Origin of the sequence: Rhodococcus coprophilus NBRC 100603 (assembly GCF_001895045.1) — a bacterium.
GTDB lineage: Bacteria > Actinomycetota > Actinomycetes > Mycobacteriales > Mycobacteriaceae > Rhodococcus > Rhodococcus coprophilus.
Window position 1 is genome coordinate 125562 of the sequence record NZ_BDAM01000001.1, and the last position, 22533, is coordinate 148094.

The 22533-nt window shown below is 72.4% G+C and carries 1 protein-coding gene; it reads right to left on the reverse strand.

The features are described 5' to 3' along the window. Positions 1-17 precede the first annotated feature (17 nt). Positions 18-22112, reverse strand: a complete 22095-nt coding sequence (locus RDCOP1_RS00615) for a non-ribosomal peptide synthase/polyketide synthase (RefSeq protein WP_072698155.1) — start codon at positions 22110-22112, stop codon at positions 18-20. Between the last annotated feature and the right edge of the window lie 421 nt (positions 22113-22533).

The following is a 22533-nucleotide window of genomic DNA, read 5'->3' on the forward strand; positions in this document are numbered from 1 at the left end:
CTGCGAGCGGACCCGGTTCACCGCCCGGATCCGCTGCCGATGCGCCGGTATCGGCGTCCGCGTCGTAGGTTCGCGTCGCTGTCTTCGAGTCGGGCCCGCAACACGGTGGCGATGGTGTCCACCGCGGGCGGTGCCACCATCTCGTGGTGTTCGACGTCGAGGCGGTACTGGTGCAGCATCCCGTCGATCAGGTCGTGCCACGCGGTGACCGCCGGCACCGAGGTCGACGACCGTCGAGCGCTGAAGAACAGGGCGTCGCCGATGAACGTGTCCGGTGAGTGCCGCCGCACCGCGCGGGTCGCGGCGGCCGACCCCGCATGCAACCGCTCGAGATGCCGCGGCGTCAGCCCGGTGGGACCGCCGAGGCTGCGCTCGAGCAGGTCCAGTGCGTCGTCGTAGCTGGGGTCCGGGCCGCCGTTGGTGGCAACCCCGAGGTCACGCAGCATGTCCTTGACCGCGATCGGGCTCGCCCCGCCGGGAACGGAGAGGTGACTGTCGATCAGCGCGAGGGTGTCCACCGCCGCTCCGCCGCGCTGCAGTTCCACGGCGACGGCGTGCGCGACGACTCCACCGAGCGACCAGCCCAGCAGGTGATACGGCCCGTCGGGTTGGGCGCGGCGGATCTCGTCGGCGTAGCGGCGCGCGAGCGCGGGGACCGATTCGACGATCTCTCCGGTGCTCAGGGCGGGCAGTTGCAGACCGTAGACGCCGCGCCCGCCGAGCCGTTCGGTCAGGCCGGTATAGGCCCAGGCCAGCCCCGCGGCCGGATGCACACAGAACAGCGCCGGTCCGCTGCCCGCGCGCAGCGGCACGAGCACCCGCAGCGCGTCGTCGATGGTCTCGTCCTCCCCCGGTTCCCGCAGGTGCGCGGCCAGGTCGGCGACGGTGGGATGGGTGAACAGCACCTGGATCGGGATCCGCCGGTCGAGGCGGCGCGACAGGTCCGGTACCAGCCGGGTGGCGAGCAGGGAGGTGCCGCCGAGGGCGAAGAAACTGTCGTCGACGGACACCGTGTCGAGACCGAGATGGGTGGCGAACACTGCGGCGACGGTGCGTTCGAGGTCGTCGGCCGGGGCGCGGTGCTGCCCGCCGGCTCCGGCGAACTCGGGGGCCGGGAGCGCGCCGCGGTCGAGTTTGCCGGCGGGGGTGAGCGGGATGTCGGCGAGCGGAATCACGGCGGTGGGCACCATGTGCGCGGGCAGGTGGGCTGCGGCACGGTCGCGGAGCGCGCCCGGATCCGGGGCGGGCACCGCGGTGGTGCGCACGTAGCTGACCAGCACCGTCTCCCCCGAGGGTGCGGGATATCCGACGGTGTGCGCGAAGTCGACGTCGGGGTGGCCGGTGAGGACGGCGTCGATTTCTTCCGGTTCGATGCGGAAGCCGCGGACCTTGATCTGGAAGTCGGAGCGGCCCACGAAGTCGAGTCGGTGGTCGGCGGTCCAGCGCACGACGTCGCCGGTGCGGTACATCCGGGCGCCGGGGCGGTCGCTGTACGGGTCGGCGACGAACCGGGCGGCGGTCAGGTCGGGGCGGCGGTGGTAGCCGCGGGCCAGACCCGCGCCGGCGACATAGAGTTCCCCGGGCACCCCGACCGGCACGGGCCGGAGTCGGGTGTCGAGGACGACGGCGGCGGCGCCGCGGGTGGGCCGGCCGATGGTGACGTGTTCGTCGGCGGTGAGCGGGTCACCCAGCGAGCTCATGACGGTGGCTTCGGTGGGTCCGTATGCGTCGATCATGCGGTGGCCGTCGGCCCAGCGGGTCACCAGCGCCGGTGGGCACGCCTCCCCCGCGACGAGCAGCACATGCAGGTCGGGGACCTCGGCGGGATCGAGGGACGCCAGCGTGGTGGGGGTGACGAAGGCGTGCGTGACGCGGTGGTGGCGCAGCACGGCGGCGAGGTCCTCCCCGCCGTACACGTCGGGCGGCACGACCACGAGGGTGGCGCCGGCGCAGATCGCCATCAGCTGTTCGAAGATCGACGCGTCGAAGCTCGGGGACGCCAGGTGGGAGACGCGGCTACCCGGTTCGACCTGCAGATGCTCCCGCTCGGCGGCGGCGAGATCGCCGAGACCGCGGTGGGTGACGGTCACGCCTTTGGGCCGTCCGGTCGAGCCGGAGGTGTAGATGAGGTAGGCGGGATGGTCGGGGCGCAGCGGCACGGCGCGGTCGGGGTCGGTGACCGGGCGAGTGTCCCGGCCCGCCAGGTCGTCGCGGATCTCGCTGTCGTCGAGCACGATCCAGGTCACCGAGCCGGGCAGCTGCCCGAGGTGCGCCGCGACGGTGACCCCGATGGTGGCGGCGCTGTCGTCGAGCATGTAGCCGATCCGGTCCGGCGGGTAGGTCGGGTCCACGGGCACGATCGCGGCGCCGGTGCGGGTGGTGGCCCACACCGCGGTGATCTCGTCCACGGATCGGGGCAGTGCGAGCGCGACCACCGTGTCCGGGGCGGCTCCCCGGTCGAGCAGCAGGCGGGCCAGCGCGGTGGAGCGGGCGTCGAGGTCCCGGTAGGTCAGTGTGGTGTCTCCGTCGAGTACGGCGAGACCGTCCGGGTCGGTGGCGACGGCGTCGTCGAGCAACTGCGGCCACACTCGGGCGGGGCCGCCCGCCGGGCCGGTGGCGGGCACCAGCGCTGCGCGTTCGGAGTCGGTGAGCAGGGCGACGTCGCCGACGAGGGCGGAGGGGTCGGTGGTGACGGCGCGGAGGAGCCGGACGAACCGGTCGGCGAACCCGGCGACGGTGTCCCGGTCGAACAGGTCGGTGGCGTAGACGAAGGCGGCGTCCATGCCTCCGGCGGGGTCCTCGCCGAGGAGCAGTTCGAGGTCGAAGTTGCACACCTGCGGGTCGAGGTGCACGCCCTCGACGGTCAGGTGCGGCAGTTCCAGCACCGGGCGTTCGGTGTTGTGGAACTCGAGGGACACCTGGAACAGCGGCGAATGGGCGGTCGAGCGGGCCGGTTCGACCGCCTCGACGACGCGTTCGAACGGTAGATCGGTGTGGGCGAACGCGTCGAGGTCGTCGTGGGTGACGGTGCCCAGCAGGTCGGTGAACGGCGCGTCGCCGGGAATGCGGCTGCGCAGCACGACGGTGTTGACGAACATGCCGATCAGGTCGTCGAGGGCGCGGTGGCCACGCCCGGCGATCGGCGATCCGACGGCGATGTCGTCGCTGCCGGACAGGCGGGCGAGCAGCACGGCGAGGGCGGTGTGCACGGTCATGAACAAAGTGGTGCCGTGCGCGGACGCCAGCCGGGTGAGTTCGGTGTGCAGATCGGGATCGATCGGGAACCGCACGATGTCGCCGCGGAACGACTGCTGCGGTGGGCGCGGCCGGTCGGTGGGCAAGGTGAGCACGTCGGGTAGCCCGGCGAGGGTGGTGCGCCAGTACTCGGCTTGGGCGGCGGCGAGCGACGCCGGGTCGGTCGGTTCGCCGAGCCGGTCGAGTTGCCACAGCGTGTAGTCCGGATATTGGACGGGCAGCGGTGTCCACGCCGGAGCGTCTCCGTTACTGCGGGCCTGGTAGGCGCCGAGCAGATCGCGGGCGAGGGGGCTGGTGGAGGCACCGTCGGCGGCGATGTGGTGCACCACCAGCACCGCGAGGTGGTCGTCGCGGCCGAGGGCGAACACCCGTGCGCGGAGCGGGATGTCGACGGTGACATCGAACCCGGTGCCGATGAAGTCGGCGATCGCCGTGGTCACCGTGTCGGGGTCGGCGGGCACCACGTCGAGGGTGAGGGCCACGTCGTCGGCGTCGAGGATGCGTTGCCGCGGTCCGGCGGCGGACGCCGGGTACACGGTGCGCAGACTTTCGTGCCGTGCAACCACGTCGTGGAGGGCATCGCCGAGCGCCGCCGCGGACAGGTGGCCCCGGAGCCGGATGGCGAGGGGGATGTTGTAGGCCGCGCTGGCGGGGTCGAACTGGTTGAGGAACCACAGGCGCTGCTGCGCCGGCGACAGCGGGATGTGGGCCGGGCGCGGCCGGGGGGTGGGGCCCGCGGTGTCGCGGGCGGTGCGGGTGCGGGTGCGGGTGCCGGTGTCGAGGCGGGTGGCGAGCATCCGGACGGTGGGCGTTTCGAAGATCGTGCGCACCGGGAGGTCGCGTCCGAGCCTGTCGCCGAGGCGGGCCGCGGCGCGGGTGGCGACCAGGGAGTTGCCGCCGACGTCGAAGAAGTTGTCGGTGACCGAGATGCGGTCGAGGCCGAGCACGTCGGCGAATTCGGCGGCGACGGCGGTTTCGAGGTCGCCGCGCGGTGGCTCGTAGGCGCCGGTGCCGGTCAGGTCGGGGACGGGCAGGGCCCTGCGGTCGAGTTTGCCGACCGGCGTGAGCGGGATCGTGTCCAGGACGGTGATGGCGGTGGGCACCATGTGTTCGGGAAGTAGTTGCGCCAGATGCTCTTTGATGTCGTCCGCGTCGACGGGGCCGTCGGCGGCCGGTCGGACGTACCCGACGAGCACCGGTTCGCCGCTCGGTGCGGTGTGCGCGACGGTCACGGCGAAGGACACCGCGGGATGCGCGGTGAGGGCGGCGTCGATCTCGCCGAGTTCGACGCGGAATCCGCGGATCTTGACCTGGAAGTCGGCGCGGCCGAGGTACTCGAGGTGCAGGGCGCTATCGGGGTCGCCGGTCCAGCGGACGATGTCGCCGGTGCGGTACATCCGTTCTCCCGGCGTGCCGTACGGGTCGGCGACGAACCGGTCGGCGGTCAGGGCGGGACGGTCGTGGTAGCCGCGGGCGAGGCCGAGCCCCGCGAGATACAGCTCCCCGGGGACACCGTGCGGGACGGGCCGTAGCGCCGGATCGAGGACGACGGCGTGGACGCCGTGCAGGGGGCCGCCGAGGGTGAGCGGGTCGCCGGGGCCGATCGGGTCGCTGATCGTCGCCATCACGGTGGTTTCGGTGGGGCCGTACCCGTTGACGAGTCGCCGGTGCGGCGCCCAGGTGTCGCGCAGTTCGGGAGGCCAGGCTTCGCCGCCGACGGACAGGTCGGTGAACGCGGTCAGGTCTGCCGGGTCGAGCGACGCCAGCGCGGCGGGGGTGATGAACCCGTGGGTGACGGCGGTCTCGCGCAGCAGTCGGCCGAGTTCGGCGCCGCCGTACACGTGCGGGGGCACCACCACCAGGCTCGCCCCGGAGGCGAAGGCCAGCAGGTATTCGTAGATGGACGCGTCGAAGCTGGGTGACGAGAAGTGCATGACCCGCGAGCCCGGGCCGGGGTGGAATCGGTCCTGCTGGGTGTGGGCGAAGTTGTCGAGGCTGCGGTGGGTGGTGAGCACCCCCTTGGGGCGGCCGGTGGACCCGGAGGTGTAGATCAGGTAGGCGGCGTGGTCGAGGCGCAGCGGGACGGTGCGGTCCCGGTCGGTGATCGGTGCCGGGTCGGCGGCGGCGAGCGCCGTGGTCGTCTCCGGGTCGTCGAGCACGAGCCACTGCACGGTGCCGGGCAGGTCGGGGACGTGCGCGGCGGTGGTCACCCCGAGGGTGGCGCCGCAGTCGTCGAGCATGAACGCGACTCGGTCGGCCGGGTAGCGGGGATCGACCGGCACGAACGCCGCTCCGGTCTTGGTGATCGCCCACAGCGCGACGAGGGACTCGACGGAGCGGGCGATACCGAGTGCCACGAAGGTTTCCGGTCCCACTCCGCGTCCGAGCAGGATGCGGGCCAGCCGGGTGGACTGTTCGTCGAGGTCGCGGTAGGTGAGGGTGCGTTCGGTCGCGCCGGAGGCGGGGTCGAGCACTGCGAGGAGGTCCGGGTGCGCGGCCGCGGTGGCGGTGAACAGGTCGGGCAGCGTGGCAGCGCTGCCGCCGACGGGTCCGTGCACGGGGACGAGCGTGCGGCGTTCGGTGGGGGTGAGCATGTCGACGGCCGTGACGGGCACGGTGGGGTCGCCGGCGAGGGCGTCGAGCGCGCGGGCGATGCGGTCGGCGATGCCGGTGACTTCGCTGCGGTCGAACACGTCGGGCAGGTACTTCATCCGCAGGTGCACTGCCGTGTCGGTGTGCACCACCACGCTCAGCGGGTAGTGGGCGGCGTCGTGGCCGGTGATGTCGGCGACGCGGATGCCGCCGATGTCGGTGTCGGCGGTGAGCCCGGCGCGTTCGACGGGGTACGACTCGAACACGGTGAGGGTGTCGAAGCGGGTGGCGGCGCCGAGATGCCGGTCGAGGGTGCCCAGGTCGAGGTGGTGGTGGTCGAGCAGCGCGGTCTGTTCGGCGCGGACCCGGTCGACGAGCCCGCCCACGGTGTCCCCGGGCCGCACCGCGATGCGGACCGGCACGGTGTTGATGAACAGCCCGACCATCGATTCGATGCCCGGCACCTGCGGGGGCCGGCCGGAGACGGTGGCACCGAACACCACGTCGGTGCGGCCGGTCAATGCCCCGAGGACCAGGCCCCAGGCGGTCTGCACGAGGGTGTTGACGGTGACGCCGCGGGCCGCGGCGATCTCGTCGAGACGTGCGGACAGACCGGGGTCGAGGTCGATGTCGAGGTCTTCGGAGACACCGGTGCTGTGCGCGGCCCGGTGCTGCGGGGCGAGCAGAGTCGGCTCGTCCAGGCCGTCGAGGGCGTCCCGGTAGGCGTCGATCGACGCGTCGGGGTCGCGGTCGGCGAGCCACTGCAGGTAGGTGCCGTAGCTGTGTGCCCGGTCCAGGACGGCGGGGTCGCCGTCGGTGGCGTAGAGCACGAGCAGTTCGCGGATCAGGACGGGGGTGGACCAGCCGTCGAGCAGCAGATGATGGTTGGTCAGCGCCACGAGGTGGCGGTCCGGGCCGGTGCTGACGACGGTGACGCGCAGCAGTGGCGGGTGTGCGGTGTCGAACCGGGTGTGCCGGTCGGTGTCGAGCAGATGCGCGGCGGTCGCCTCGGGGTCGGGTTCGTCGCTGGTGTCGACGACGGTGAACGGCAGCTCGACGTGGGCCGGGATCACCTGGAGGTGGCCGTCGGGGCCGGGAGCGAACGCGGCCCGCAGGTTGGGATGCCGGTCGAGCAGCAGTTCGAGGGCGCGCCGCAGCCGCGCGGGGTCGAGGGAGCCGCGCAGGTCGAGGACGAGTTGGACGATGTAGGCGTCGGGATCGTCCCCGGCGAGCAGCGCGTGGAACAGCAGACCGCTGTGCAGCGGTGCGGTGGGCCAGACCGTCTCCAGCGGCCCGTACCGCTGTTCGAGATCTTCGATGGTGTCCTGCGGCAGCCGGACCAGCGGCAGGTCGGACGGGGTCAGTCCCCCGGTGTGCGGGTGGCGGATGTGGCGGGACAGCGCGGTGGCCGCGGCGGTGAACGTGGCGTCGAGCCGGGCCAGGTCGGCGGTGTCGAGCAGCCCGGCCGGTGCGGACCAGTGGGTGCGCAGTACCGGCCCGTCGGGCGTGTCGACGGTGACGGCGTTGATGTCGATGACGGCGGCGGCCGGCATGTCGGGGTTCTGGGCGCCGCCGTGCGGGAAGCCGGTGATCGGCAGCCACGGGGTGTCGGTGGCGCCGCCGGTGCCGGCGGTGGGCCGGCCGAGGTAGTTGAAGCTGATCTGCGGTGTGGTCCGGGTGGCGAGGTCGGCGCCGATGTCGGGGTCGAGGTAGCGCAGCAGTCCGTACCCGATGCCGTGGTCGGGGACGGCGGCGAGATGTTCCTTGACGGTCTTGACGGCGCGGCCGGCGGCGGGACCGGCGGCCAGTGCGTCGTCGAGGTCGATGCCCGCCAGGTCCAGGCGCAGCGGATGGATGGTGGTGAACCAGCCGACGGTGCCGGACAGATCGGCGCCGGGAACGGCGGCGGTGTCGCGGCCGTGCCCTTCGACGTTGAGCAGTACCCCGGTGGTGTCGTCGCCGCGGGCACGGCGCCACGCCTGTACGGCGAGGGCGACGGCGGTGAGCAACGCGTGGTCGACGGTGCCGTGGAACGCGGTCGGCACGGTGGTGAGCATCGCGTCGGTGACCGCGGTGGGCAGGTCCCCGATCACGGTGGTGACGGTGTCGTTGGTGTCGCGGCCCGGGTCGAACGGCCGGTGCCCGAGCGGCGGTTCGTCGCCGGTGAGCATGTCGCGCCAGTACTCGGCTTCGGCGCGGCGGTCCGGGTCGCGGGCGGCGTCGACGAGCGCATGCGCCCAGCGGCGCACCGAGGTGCCCGTCGGTGGGGGCAGCAGAGGCCCGGTCGCGTCGCCGTGCGCAGCTGTGCCCCACGCTGCGGCAAGGTCGGGCACCAGGATGCGCCACGACACGCCGTCGACGGCGAGGTGGTGGACGACGATCAGCAGCCGGCCGGCGCCGCTGGTGGCGTCGAACCACACCATCTGCACGACCCGGCCGGCGGTCGGGTCGAGGCGGTCGGCGGCGGCGTCGAGTTCGGTGGCGGCGAGGGCGAAGAACTCGTCGGTGTCGGCGGCGCTGGTCACCGGTACGCGGTGCACGACGGTGTCGGCGGTGACGCTGCCGGGCGGGTCGACGTGCAATCCGTATCCGGCGGGTGAGTCCGGGTCGGGGACGAGACGCGCCCGGAGCATGTCGTGCCGGTTCACGACGGCGTCGACGACGGCGGTGAGGGTGGCGTCGTCGAGGCCGGTGGGCAGGCGCAGCAGCACCGCCTGCGAGTAGCGGTCGAAGTGGCCGCCGCGTTCGAGCATCCAGTGCACGATCGGCGGGAGCGGCATCGCGCCGACTCCCCCGCCGGGCAGTTCGGCCAGTTCCGCGGGGGCGGCGGTGGTGCCGGCGACCGCGGCGAGACCGGCGGGGCTCTTGTGTTCGAACACCGCGCGCGGGGTGAGGTCGAGGCCGAGAGCCTTGGCGCGGGAAACCAGCTGGATGGACATGATCGAATCGCCGCCGAGGGCGAAGAACGAATCGTCCACACCGACGGTGTCGAGCCCGAGAACCTGCGCGAACAGCTCGACGAGGGCCTGTTCGGCGCCGACGGTGGGTGTTCGGCCGCCGGTGGTGCGGGCCGCGAAGTCGGGGGCGGGCAGCGCGCGCCGGTCGAGTTTGCCGGTGGAGGTGACCGGCAGCGCGTCGAGCACGACGAGGGTGGCGGGCACCATGTAACCGGCGAGGTCGGCGGCGGCGCGCTCGAGCGTGGCGGTCACGTCCAGGTCGGTGCCGGTTTCGGGGACGACGTACCCGACGATCCGGTCGGTGCCGGATCGTGCGTCGGTGTGCACCACGGTGATGGCGCGGGCGACGCCGGGGCAGCGCAGCAGCACCGTCTCGATTTCGCCGAGTTCGATGCGGAATCCGCGCATCTGGACCTGGAAGTCGCTGCGCCCGAGGTATTCGAGGTCGCCTTGGCGGGTGCGGCGGGCCCGGTCGCCGGTGCGGTACAGCCGGGCCCCGGGTGGGCCGTACGGGTCGGCGACGAACCGGGCGGCGGTCAGGTCGGGGCGTCCGAGGTAACCGTGGGTGAGCTGGTCTCCGGAGACGTACAACTCCCCCGCCACCCCGGTGGGCACGGGGTGCAGGCGCTCGTCGAGCAGATGCAGCCGTAGTGCGGGCAGCGGCTCCCCGATGAGGCTGGCGGTGGCGGTCTCGGCGAGGTGCCGGTCGAGCGGCAGCGCGGTGACGTGCACGGTGGTTTCGGTGATGCCGTACATGTTCACCAGCGCCGGTGCGGTGTCGTCGTGCCGGCGGTACCAGCGGCCGAGTTGGGCCAGGTCGAGCGCTTCGCCGCCGAAGAACACCCGGCGCAGTGCGAGGTGGTCTCCCCCGGCGGCGCGGTCGGCCTCGATGAGCTGGTAGAACGCCGTCGGGGTCTGGTTGAGGACGGTGACGTGTTCGCGGCGCAGCAACTGCAGGAAGTCCTGCGGGTTGCGGGCGGTGTGGTAGTCGACGACGACGAGCCGGCCGCCGTGGGCGAGCGCTCCCCACATCTCCCACACCGAGAAGTCGAACGCGTAGGAGTGGAACATCGTCCACACGTCGCGGTGATCGAACTCGAACATCTCGCGGGTGTCGCTCATCAGGGTCACGACGGTGCGGTGCGGCACCACGACCCCTTTGGGTCGGCCGGTGGATCCGGAGGTGTAGATGACGTAGGCGGTGGTGTCCGGGTGCAGCGGGCCGAGGCGGTCCGTGCCGGTCAGGGCGGTGCCGGGCAGCGCGTCGAGTTGCGTGCGGACGGCGGGGTCGTCGAGGTGGATCGTCTCCGGTCCCGTGCCGGGAAGTGGTGCGGCGTGGTCGCCGCTGGTCACGGTGCACACCGGGCGGGCGTCGGCGAACATGTGGGCGAGCCGGTCCGCGGGGTAGGTGACGTCGATGGGCAGGTACCCGGCGCCGGTCTCGAGGACCGCCAGGAGCGTGACGACCAGGTCGCAGGTGCGCGGCAGGGCGACCGCGACGAGGGTGCCCGGCCCGGCGCCGCGGCCGACGAGCAGCCTGGCGAGCCGGTGTACCCGGTCGCCGAGGTCCCGGTAGGTGAGGGTGCCGTCCTCGGCGGTGACGGCCACGGCGGTGGGGTCGCGGTCGGCGCCGCGGCGGAACAGGTCGACGAGCGTGTCGGCGGACGGGACGCGCGGTGGCCCACCGCGGCGGGGGTGTTCGCCGGGGGCGAGCAGGTCCACGTCGCCGACGGGGCGGTGCGGGTCGGTGGTGACCGCGTCGAGGACCCGCACGAACCGGTCGGTGAAGGCGGCGACGGTGTCGGCGTCGAACAGGTCGGTGGCGTAGGTGAACGCCCCGGACATGCCGGTGCCGTCGGGTTCTTCCTGCAGGCTCAGTTGCAGGTCGAATTTGGCGACGGGCAGGTCGGTGTCGAGTGGCTCGACGGTCAGTTCCGGCAGGTCCAGGTGGGGGCGTTCGTTGTTCTGGAATTCGAGCACCACCTGGAACAGCGGTGAGTGGTCGGTGGTGCGGGTGGGCGCGAGCACGTCGACGAGTTTTTCGAAGGGCAGTTCGGTGTGCCCGAAGGCGGACAGGTCGATTTCGCGGGTGCGGTCGAGGTGGTCGGCGAACGACAGGTCGCCGGAGACGGGGGTGCGCAGCACCACGGTGTCGACGAACATGCCGACGAGGTCGTCGAGGGCGCGGTGTCCGCGACCCGCGACGGGGGTGCCGACGGCGATGTCGTCGGTGCCCGACAGCCGGGCCAGCAGCACCGCGAGCGCGGCGTGCACCGTCATGAACACGGTGGCGCCGTGCTCGGCGGCGAGGGCGGCGATGCGATGGTGCAGGTCGGCGTCGACGGTGAACCGCACGAGGTCGCCGCGGAAGGTGCGATGCGCCGGGCGCGGCCGGTCGGTGGGCAGCGGCAGCAGTTCGGGCAGGTCGGCGAGCGTTTCGCGCCAGTACCGCAACTGGCCGGCGGCCAGCGAGTCGGGGTCGTCGGGGTCGCCGAGCAGTTGCTGCTGCCACAGCGCGTAGTCGGCGTACTGCACGGTCAGCGGTGCCGCCGAGGGTTCGGCGCCGCGGGTGCGGTCGAGGTAGGCGGTCATCAGGTCGCGGGCGAGCGGGGCCATCGACGCGCCGTCCGCGGCGATGTGGTGGACCACCACGGCGAGCACGTGTTCGTCGGGCCGGTCGGTGTCGGCACCGGTATCCGGGTCCTCGGCGACGACGTGCAGCAACCGGATCCGCACCGGCACGGCCGTTGCGACGTCGAATCCCGCGGAGACGAATTCGAGCAGCGCGGCGGGCAGGTCGGGTGCGGCGACGGGCACCGGGGTGAGGTCGGCGAGGACCCGGCGGGTGTCGGTGACGACCTGGTGGGGGCCGTGCCCGTCGTCCGGATACCAGGTGCGCAGGATTTCGTGCCGGGCCAGGACGTCGCCGACCGCGGCGGCCAGTGCGGGCAGATCCAGGCGGCCGGTGAGCCGGATCGCCAGCGGGATGTTGTAGGCGGCGGAGGCGGTGTCGAACTGGTTGACGAACCACATCCGCTGCTGCGCCGGGGACAACGGGAGCCGGTCCGGGCGTTCCGCGGCGGTGAGCGGCACCCCGCCGTGTCCGCCGTGGTCGTCGAGGACCCGCGTCGCCAGCGCCCGGACGGTGGGTGCTTCGAACAGCACCCGCACCCCGGCGTCGGTGCCGAGCGCGGTGTTGATGCGGGCGACGACCCGGGTGGCGATCAGCGAGTTGCCGCCCAGGTCGAAGAAGTTGTCGTCGATGGAGATCTGCGGGTGGCCGAGCACCTCGGCGAGGATGCCGGCGAGGACCCGCTCGAGGTCGGAGGTCGGGGCCGTGTAGTCGCCGCCGGTCGCGGCGAGGTCCGGGACGGGCAGGGCGCGCCGGTCGAGTTTCCCGACCGGGGTGAGCGGGATCTCGTCGAGTACGACGACGGTGGCCGGCACCATGTGCGCGGGCAGGGACGCCCCGACGTGGGTGCGCAGCGTCTGCGGGTCGGGGGCGGCCGCGGGGTCGGGCAGCACGTAGGACACCAGGACGGTGTCGCCGCTGGGTGCGGTGTGGCCGAGGGTGTGCGCGAACACCACGTCCGGGTGGGCGGTCAGGGCCGCGTCGATCTCGCCGAGTTCGATGCGGAAACCGCGGACCTTGACCTGGAAGTCGGAGCGGCCGAGGTATTCGACGGTGCCGTCGGAGCGCCACCGCACGATGTCGCCGGTGCGGTACATCCGCTCCCCCGGGGCGCCGTACGGGTCGGCGACGAACCGGGCCGCGGTCAGGTCGGGGCGGCGGTGGTAGCCGCGCGCCACGCCGGCACCCGCGATGTACAGTTCGCCGGCCACCCCGGTGGGGACGGGCCGCAACCGGTCGTCGAGCACCACCTGGTGGAAGCCGATGGCGGGGCCGCCGACGGTGACGGTGTGCCCCGGTTCCAGGGGCGCGCTGACGCTGGTTTCGATGGTCGCTTCGGACGGGCCGTAGCCGTTGAACATCTGCCGGCCCGGTGCCCAGCGGGTGACGAGGTCCGGGGGGCACGCCTCCCCCGCCACGACCAGCACCTGCAGGGTGTCCAGTCCGGCGGGGTCGAGTGAGGCGAGGGCGGTGGGGGTGACGAAGGCGTGGGTGACTCGTTCGTCGCGCAGTACCCGGGCGAGTTCGTCGCCGCCGTAGATGTCGGGCGGGACGATGACCAGGGTGGCGCCGGCGGAGAACGCCTTGGTGAGTTCGAAGATCGACGCGTCGAAACTGGGCGACGCGAGGTGGGACACGCGGGCGGTGTGGGTGAGCGTGAAGTGGCTGCGCACCTCGGCGTGCAGGTTGGCCATGCCGCGGTGGGTGACCACCACGCCCTTGGGGCGGCCCGTCGATCCGGAGGTGTAGATCAGGTAGGCGGGGTGGTCGAGGTGCAGCGCGGTGGTGCGGTCGAGGTCGGTGACGGGAGTGTCGGAGGCGGCGTCGATGCGGCGCCGTACCGCCGGGTCGTCGAGGACCAGCCACGGCACCGTGTCGGGCAGCGCCGCGGCGTGGTCGGTGGTGGTCACACCGACGGCGGCGGAACAGTCCGCGAGCATGTAGGCGATGCGGTCGGGTGGGTAGGTGGGGTCGACGGGGACGAACGCCGCACCGGTCTTCGTCACCGCCCATACCGCCGCCACCGACTCGATCGAACGCGACAATCCCAGGGCCACTACCGATTCCGGTCCGATGCCGGCGTCGATGAGCAGCCGCGCCACGCGGGTGGACCAGTGGTCGAGTTCGGCGTAGGTCACCTCGCGGCCGCGGAAGGACAGCGCGACCGCATCCGGCACGATCGCCGCGGTCGAGGTCAGCAGTTCCGGCCACGACTGGGGTGAGACCGGCGGCAGGCCGCGGGCGGGCGACAGTGCGGCGAGTTCGCGTCCGGTGACGATGTCGATGTCGCCGACGGGGACGGTCGGGGTGGTGCCGATGGTGTCGACGATCCGCACGAACCGGTCGGCGAACGACGCCACGGTGGCCTCGTCGAACAGGTCGGTGGCGTAGGTGAACGCGGCGCGGATCCCGGCGGGTCCGTTCTCGTCGGCGGTTTCGGCGATCGACAACTGCAGGTCGAAATGCGACAGTCCCGGCTGCAGGTCCAGCACCGAGGCGGTCAGCCCCGGCAGGTGGACGTCGGGACGTTCGGTGTCCTGGAACTCGAGCAGCACCTGGAACAGCGGGGAATACGCGGTCGAGCGGGGCGGGTCGAGGACCTCGACGAGCCGTTCGAACGGGACGTCGGCGTGTCCGAACGCGGCGAGGTCGCCGTCCCGCAGTTCGTCGAGCAGCGCGGTGAAGGGGGCGCTTTCGTCGACGTGGCTGCGCAGCACCACGGTGTTGACGAACATGCCGACGAGGTCGTCGAGGTTGCGGTGGCCGCGCCCGGCGACAGGGGTGCCGACGACGATGTCGGTGGTGGCGGCGAGGCGGGCGAGCAGCACCGACAGGGCGGCGTGCACGACCATGAACACCGACGCGTCGTGGCGGCGGGCGACGGCCACCAGTTGCCGGTGGGTGCCGGCGGGGACGGTGAACGGCACCTGCGCGCCGCGCTGGCTCTGCTGGACCGGGCGGGGCCGGTCGAGGGGCAGTTCGAGCAGTTCGGGCGCGCCGTCGAGGGTGGCGCGCCAGAACTGTAGCTGCCGGGCGGCGACGGACGTGGGATCGTTCTCGTCGCCGAGGACGCGGTGCTGCCACAGCGTGTAGTCGGCGTACTGCGCGGGCAGGGCGTCCCACTGCGGGGGGTGCCCGGCGCGGCGCGCGGTGTAGGCGCCGATGATGTCGCGGGCCAGCGGGCCCATCGAGAACCCGTCGGCGGTGATGTGGTGTACCACCAGCACCAGGATGTGTTCGGTGTCGGAGACGGTCAGGACGCGGATCCGGGTGGGGATTTCGGTGGCGACGTCGAACCCGGCGCCGACGATGCGGGTGATCTGCGTGGCGGGATCGGCCCCGGGATCGAGCGGGATCACCCCGAACTCGGGTGGGGCGGCCGCGGCGGGCACCACGACCTGCACGGGCCCGTCGTCGGCGAACGGGTAACGGGTGCGCAGCGATTCGTGGCGGGCGACGACGTCGGCGACGGCGAGGCGCAGCGCGGTGAGGTCGAGGTCACCGGACAGCCGCAGGGCGACGGCGATGTTGTAGGCCGGGGAGGTGGTGTCGAACTGGTTGATGAACCAGATGCGTTGCTGCGCCGGGGAGAGCGGAATCGGGTCCGGGCGGGGCCCGGCGACCGGGGCAGGCCGGGCGGCGGTGTCGCGGTCGGCGCGGCTCAGGTGCGCGGCGAGATCGCCCACGGTGGGATGGTCGAACAGATCCCGGATGCCGACATCGGCGCCGAGGGACGCGGACAGCCGGGCGGCCAGACGCATGGCGAGCAGCGAGGTGCCGCCCAGGTCGAGGAAGTTGTCGTCCAGGCCGACGTCGGGGGTGCCGAGCAGATCGGTGAACGCCGCGGCGACGTGTTGCTCGTCGGGGGTGCGCGGCGGCCGGTACGGGGCGGTGCCGGTGTGGTCGGGTTCGGGCAGGGCCCGGCGGTCGAGTTTGCCGTTGGGCCCGATGGGAAGACGGTCGAGCACCGTCAGCGCGGCGGGCACCATGTAGTCCGGCAGCCGCGCGGCGGTGTACGCGGTCAACGCCGCGGTGTCGACGGCCCGGTCGGGGCGCGGCACGACGTAGCCGGCCAGATGGGTGTCGCCGCGCCGGTAGACCACCGCGACGGCCTGCGCGACGTCCGGGTGGCTGCGCAGCACCTCTTCGATTTCGCCGAGTTCGATGCGCAGACCGCGAACTTTTACTTGGAAGTCGGTGCGGCCCAGGTACATCAGTGCGCCGTCGCGGCGCCAGGTGGCGAGATCGCCGGTGCGGTACATGCGTGATCCGGGCGGCCCGTACGGGTCCGGGACGAACCGGTCGGCGGTCTGGGCAGGGCGGTCGAGGTAGCCGCGGGCGAGTTGGATGCCCGCGAGATACAGTTCGCCGGCCGCGCCGGGCGGGACGGGATGCAGGCGCGCGTCGAGCACGTAGGTGCGGGTGTTCCACACCGGGGTGCCGATGGGCACCGAACCGGTGTCCGTGTCGCCGGTGGGCCAGGCGGTGACGTCCACAGCGGCCTCGGTGGGGCCGTACAGGTTGTGCAGGGCCGCGCCCGGCAGCGCGGCGCGGGTGGCGGCGACGGCCGCCGCCGGCAGCGCTTCCCCGGAGGCGAACAGCAACCGCAGCGAGGCGCCACGACCGTCGGTGACGGTGTCGACGAACACCTCGAGCATCGACGGCACGAAGTGGGCGACGGTGACCTGCCGGGCGTCGATCAGCCGGAGCAGGTAGGCGGGGTCGCGGTGGCCGCCGGGGTCGGCGAGCACGAGATGCGCACCGACCTGCAACGGCCAGAAGAACTCCCAGACCGACACGTCGAAGGTGGCGGGGGTTTTCTGGACGACGGTGTCGGCGGCGGTCAGCGGGTAGGTGTGCTGCATCCAGCGCAGCCGGTTGACGATGGCAGCGTGCCCGACGGCAACCCCTTTGGGCCGGCCGGTCGAGCCGGAGGTGAACAGCACGTAGGCGAGGGTGTCGCCGGTCGGGTCGGGCCGGTCGGCGGTGGTGGGTGCGGTCGCCGGGACGCCGGTGGTGTCGACGGTGTCCAGGTCGACGGTGGGGGTGCCGTCGGGCAGCGTGAGATGGTCGCGGCCGCGCGTCAGCACCGTCACCGGGCGGGCGGTGTCGAGGACGTAGGCCATCCGGTCGACGGGGTGGTCCGGATCGAGCGGCAGATACGCCGCTCCGGTCTTGACGATCGCATACATGCCGATCAGCAGGTCGAGCGAGCGGGGCACGGCCAGGGCGACGACCCGTTCGGGTCCGGCGCCGGCGCCCAGCAGGACGTGCGCGAGACGGTTGGCGGCGGTGTCGAACTCGGCGTAGCTCAGGGTGCTGTCGCCCGCGGTGACGGCGGGTGCATCGGGGGTGGCGGCGACCTGCGCGGCGAACAGGTCGCCGAGGGTCGCGTCGGTGCGGGGTGCGGTGGTGGCGTTCCAGTCCTCGAGGATGCGGGTGCGTTCGTCGGCGGTGAGCAGGTCGACGTCCCCGATCGCGGTGGTGGGGGCGGTGACGAGCGCGGTGAGCATCCGCACGAAGCTGTCGGCGAACGCGGCGGCGGTGGCGCGGTCGAACAGGTCGGTCGCGTAGGACAGCGCGCCGGCGGACGTGACGGTGGTGCCGTCGTCGCCGCGGACGTCGCTGAGCATCAGGTGCAGGTCGGATTTGGTGGTGCCGGTGTCGATTTCGGCGATGTCGATGGCCAGGCCCGGCAACTGCAGATGCGCGGATTCGTTGTTCTGGAACGCCAACATGACCTGGAAGAGCGGGGAGTACGCCTCCGACCGGGCGGTGACCAGGGTGTCGGCGAGCCGGTCGAACGGCACGTCGGCGTGCGCGAAGGCGTCGAGGTCCTCGTCGCGGACCGTGCTGAGCAGGTCGGTGAACGTCCCGTCTCCGTGCAACACGGTGCGCAGCGCGACCGTGTTGACGAACATGCCGACCAGTTCGTCGAGAGCCGAATCGCCGCGGCCGGAGACCGGGGTGCCGACGGTGATGTCGTCACTGCCCGACAGGCGCGCGAGCAGCACCGCGAGCGCGGCGTGCACGACCATGAAGGTGGTGGCGCCCTGCGCACGGGCCAGTTCGTCGACCCTGCGGTACAACTCGGGGTCCAGGTCGAATCGGACGGTGTCGCCGCGGAACGACTGCCGCGGTGGGCGCGGCCGGTCGGTGGGCAGTGTCGTCAGTTCGGGGGCGCCGGCGAGCCTGTCGCGCCAGAACGCGAGTTGGGTCGCGGCCCGCGAATCGGGGTCGGCGGCATCGCCGAGCACCTCGTCGAACCACAGTGTGTAGTCGGCGTACTGGACGGGCAGCGGTGTCCACGTCGGCGCGGTGCCGTGGGTGCGGGCGGCGTAGGCGGAGACCAGGTCGCGGGCCAGCGGGGCGAGGGAGGCACCGTCCGCGGCGATGTGGTGCACCACCACCGCGAGGGTGTGGTCGTCGGTGGCGGTGGTGAAGAGCCGGGCCCGCACGGGCAGGTCGGTGGTGACATCGAAACCGGCAGTGGTGAATTCGGCGACGGCCGCGTCGAGGTCGGCGGCGTCGATCGGCACGGCGGCCAGGTCCGGGTCCAGCTCGGTGGTGGGCACGACCTGCTGGATCGGTCCGTCGGCGGTGGCGGGAAAGACGGTGCGCAGCGTTTCGTGCCGGTCGAACACGTCGGTGACGGCGGCGGCGAGCGCGGCGGTGTCGAGCGGTCCGGTCAGGTGCAGGGCCATCGGGAGGTTGTAGGACGCGGACCCCGGGTCGAGCTGGTTGACGAACCACAGGCGCTGCTGGGCGGCGGAGACCGGGATCCGGTCCGGGCGGGGACCGGCGATCAGCGGCACCCGGTCGGTGGGGGCGTCGGTCAGTTGCGCGGCGAGGGTGCGCGCGGTGGGCGCTTCGAACAGTGTCCGCACCCCCAGGTCGGTGCCGAGTGCGTCGTTGAGGCGGGACACCACGCGGGTGGCGATCAGGGAGTTGCCGCCGAGATCGAAGAAACTGTCGTGCACACCGAGTTCGGCGACGCCGAGTTGCTCGGCGAACACCCGGGTGATCGTCGCCTCGGCGGCGGACGCCGGTGCGGTGCCGGTGGGGCCGGCGGGGCCGAACACCGGTTCCGGGAGGGCGCGGCGGTCGAGTTTGCCGACCGCGGTGAGCGGGATCTCGTCGAGTGCGACGAGCGCGGCGGGCACCATGTGCGCCGGGAGTCTGCCCGCCAGGTGCGCGAGGAGCGTGTCGTGCTCGACGGTGCGGCCGGGTTCGGGCAGCACGTAGGACACCAGCAGGGTGTCACCGGACGGGGCGGTGTGGCCGAGGGTGGCGGCGAACGCGACGTCGGGATGGTCGGTGAGCGCGGTATCGATCTCGCCGAGTTCGATGCGGAATCCGCGGATCTTGACCTGGAAGTCGGAGCGGCCGAGGTATTCGGCGGTCGGGGCGCCGTCGGGGGTGGGCCGCCAGCGCACCACGTCGCCGGTGCGGTACACGCGGCTCCCGGCGGGTCCGTGCGGGTCGGCGACGAACCGGGTGGCGGTCAGTCCCGGCTGCCCGTGGTATCCGCGGGTCACGCCGGGTCCGCCGACGTACAGTTCGCCGGTCACCCCGGCGGGCACCGGGCGCAACCGGTTGTCGAGGATCGTCTCGTCGACACCACACACGGGGGTGCCGATGGTGATCGGTTCGCCCGGGACGAGCGGATCGGTGATGTTGACGACGATGGTGGTTTCGGTCGGTCCGTAGCCGTTGAACATGCGCCGGCCGGGTGCCCAGCGGGCGACCAGTTCGGGCGGGCAGGCCTCCCCCGCCACGGTGACCGCCTCGCAGTCGACGCCGGTGGGGTCGACGGAGGCCAGCGCGGCGGGTGTGGAGAAGGCGTGGGTGATCCGTTCCTCGCGCATCAGCCGGGCCAGCTCGTCGCCGCCGTACACGTGGGCGGGGATGACGACCAGGGTCGCGCCGATGCCGAACGCGGTCATGTATTCGAAGATCGAGGCGTCGAAACTCGGCGACGAGAAGTGGGAGACGCGGGAGGTGGGTTGCGGCGCGAGCCGCGAGTGCAGCGTCGCGGACAGGTTCGCCAGGCCCAGGTGCGGAACGACGACGCCCTTGGGGCGGCCGGTGGAACCGGAGGTGTAGATCAGGTAGGCGGGGTGCGTGGTGTGCAACGGTGTGCGGCGGTCGATGTCGGTCAGGCCGGTCGCGTCGGTGCCGGCGATGCGAGTGCGCACAGCCGGGTCGTCGAGGACGAGCCAGTCCACCGCGTCGGGCAGCGCGGTGCGGTGGGCGGTGGTGGTGAGCCCGACGGCGGCGCCGGAGTCGGCGAGCATGTACTCGATCCGGTCTCGCGGGTAGGAGGGGTCGACCGGCACGAACGCCGCCCCGGACTTGGCGACCGCCCAGACCGCGGCGACCGATTCGAGGGACCGGCCGATGCCCAGCGCGACGTACTGTTCGGGGCCGACACCGGCGTCGACGAGGATCCGCGCGACCCGGTTGGACCACTCGTCGAGTTCCCGGTAGGTCAGCGAGTCGTCGCCGCGAGACAACGCCACCGCGTCGGGCACGATCGCCGCGACCGCCGACAGGATTTCGGGCAGCGTCTGCGGGGAGGTCGCCGGGAGCCCGCGTGCGGGCAGCAGTCCGGCGAGTTCGTCGTCACCGACGACGGGAAGGTCCCCGATCGACGTCGTGGGGGCGGCGACGGCGGTGTCGAGGACGCGGGCGATCCGGGTGACGACGCTGCGGGCGGTGTCCTCGTCGACGAGGTCCGGGCGGTAGCGGCCGTGCACGCGCAATCCGTCGGCGTCGGTGGTGAGGCGCAACGTCAGCGCGGTGCCGTCGGTGGGGTGTGCGGTGGCGTCGTGGGGCGCCGCGGCGACGTCGACGACGACCGGCACGTACACCCCGGCGAGCACGGCAGGGTCGACACCGGCGTGCGTCTGCGCGTCGCGGTCGTGCTGCCGGACCTGCTCGAGGAACTGCGCGAACGGTTCTGCGGGGTCGACGTCGCTGCGCAGCGGCAGCACCGCGGTGCTGCCGCTGCGCACCGGCAGCACGGCGGTGCTCGTGGGGGCGCCGACGAGGACGTCGCGGCTGCCGGTGAGCATCGCGGTGACCACGGCGGCGGCGGCGTACAGCAGGGGCCGCGGGTCGGCGTCCGGGTCCCGGAGCACCTCGGCGGTGCCGTCCGCGACGGTCAGCGCGGTGTCGAACTCGGCGACTCCGCTGTCGCGGATCCCCTCCCCCGCCTCCGCGGGCTCGAGGTCGGCGGGCCGGGTGGGGCGAGGCAGGGCGAGGTGGTCGGGCGCGTCGGCGAGGGTGGTGCGCCAGTACGCGGCGTCGGCGGCGGCGCGGGCGCGCTGTGCCCCGATCGCGGCGGTTGCCGGCTCGATCTCGCCGACCGGTGTGTCCCCGTCGGCGTGCAGGAACGCGGTGAGTACTTCCACGAACCGGTGGTGGTGCTCGCGCATCTCGGCGTCGTCGTACCGATGCGGATTGCCCCGGAAATCGAGGAACGTCCTGGCCGGGGTGCCGCTCTGATAGATGTTGACGAGCAGGTCCTCGACGGGCCCGGACGTCATGATGTGGAATTCGCCGCGCAGGTCCCCGAGCACGATCTCCTGCCGGAAGAGCATCACGTTGATGGTGGGCCCGGCGTAGGCGTGCGGGGCGGTGGTGCCCGATTCCCGGCGGATGTCCTCGATGCTGCACCGCTGGTGGCGCAGCGCCCCGGTCAGTTCCAGTTGCACGCGCCGCACCAGCGCGGTGCGGGTGCCGTCCGGGTCGATGTGCAGGTGCAGTGGGGCGGTGTTGACGAGCATGCCGCCCGAGCGCCGGGCGGAGGCGGTGGTGCGGGCGGAGACCGGCAGGTTCACCACCACGTCGTCGGTGCCGGTCATCCGCGCCAGGTAGCACCCGAACGCGGCGACCACGGCGGCGGTGGACGACGACCCGGAGTCCTCGTCGATGGCGGTCAGGGCGGTGACCAGGTCGTCGGGCAGCGCGATGCTCGACAACAGCGACACCGGTGCGAGGGGCCCGGTGCGGGTGGCCAGCGACGAGCCGTCTTCGAGCCCGGCGACCCGCTCCATCCAGTAGTCCCGGTCGGTGATGTACCGGGAGGACTCGCGGTAATCGCGGTCCCAGTCGTAGAGGGTGCGCAGGTCGGCGGCGCCCGCCGGATCGGGATCGCGGTTCTCGAGGGCGGCGGTGTAGAGCGCGGCGATGCGGTTGACCATGGTCATCGCGGCGTAACCGTCGAGCGCGACGTGATGGATGCGGCCGTACCAGAGATAGCGGGCGTCGGCGATCCGCAGCAGCGTCATGTTCACCAGCGGGTCGTGCGCAAGATCGACCGGGTGGGAGTAGTCCGCGGTCATCCAGCTGTGCGCCGCCTCGAGCGGGTCGGATTCGGCCCGGAAGTCGACCAGGTCGATCGGATGCTCGGCCAGCGCCGGGTCGACGTACTGGTACGGCTCGCCGTCGACTTCCACGACCCGCAGGTACGCGGATTGGAACTCACCGCCGGCGACGTAGCCGGCCTGACGCACCCGGTCGATGTCGAGTTCACCGGGCAGGTCGACGTACTGGGCAATGCAGATCGGCACGTCGGGTTCGAGTTGTTGTGCGAACCAGATGGAGCGTTGTGCGGACGAGAGTGGAAAAGCATCGGGTGGTAGCTGCAGACGACCCTGTCGCAACGACATGTCCCCTCCGGAAGCGATGTTGGCGTGAAACGGCGCGCCCCCGACATCGCGTCGGGGCCGATCCTCGCCGATCCTGTCTCGCCGAGTACGGCCCCCGTTCGTGCTCCGCGGCATGACCGCGAGCACTTCCCCAAGCTAGCTCAGAATTACCGGAGGCGTCCGAATTCTGGAAACAGGAACGGCGAATTGCGCGCCGCGCAGAAGTCGATCTTGTATTTACGCGACCATTTTTTTACCGACCGTTTCCCCGCGCGTATGCCGCCCATTACGAGCGGATGCGTGACCGCCCTTCCGAACGAAAGAATTCCCGCGGTTCGCGGCAAATGTCGGAAATGCTCGTACATGTGTGCCAATTTCGCCCGGAGGTGTACTCCGCTTCTTTATCCTCGGGTTCTGGTACCCCCGTACGCGTCAGAGAATT

What these genes read in the sequence shown, in the direction of transcription:
- RDCOP1_RS00615 (WP_072698155.1), bottom strand. Translation starts at nt 22,112, where the DNA reads ATGTCGTTGCGACAGGGTCGTCTGCAGCTACCACCCGATGCTTTTCCA.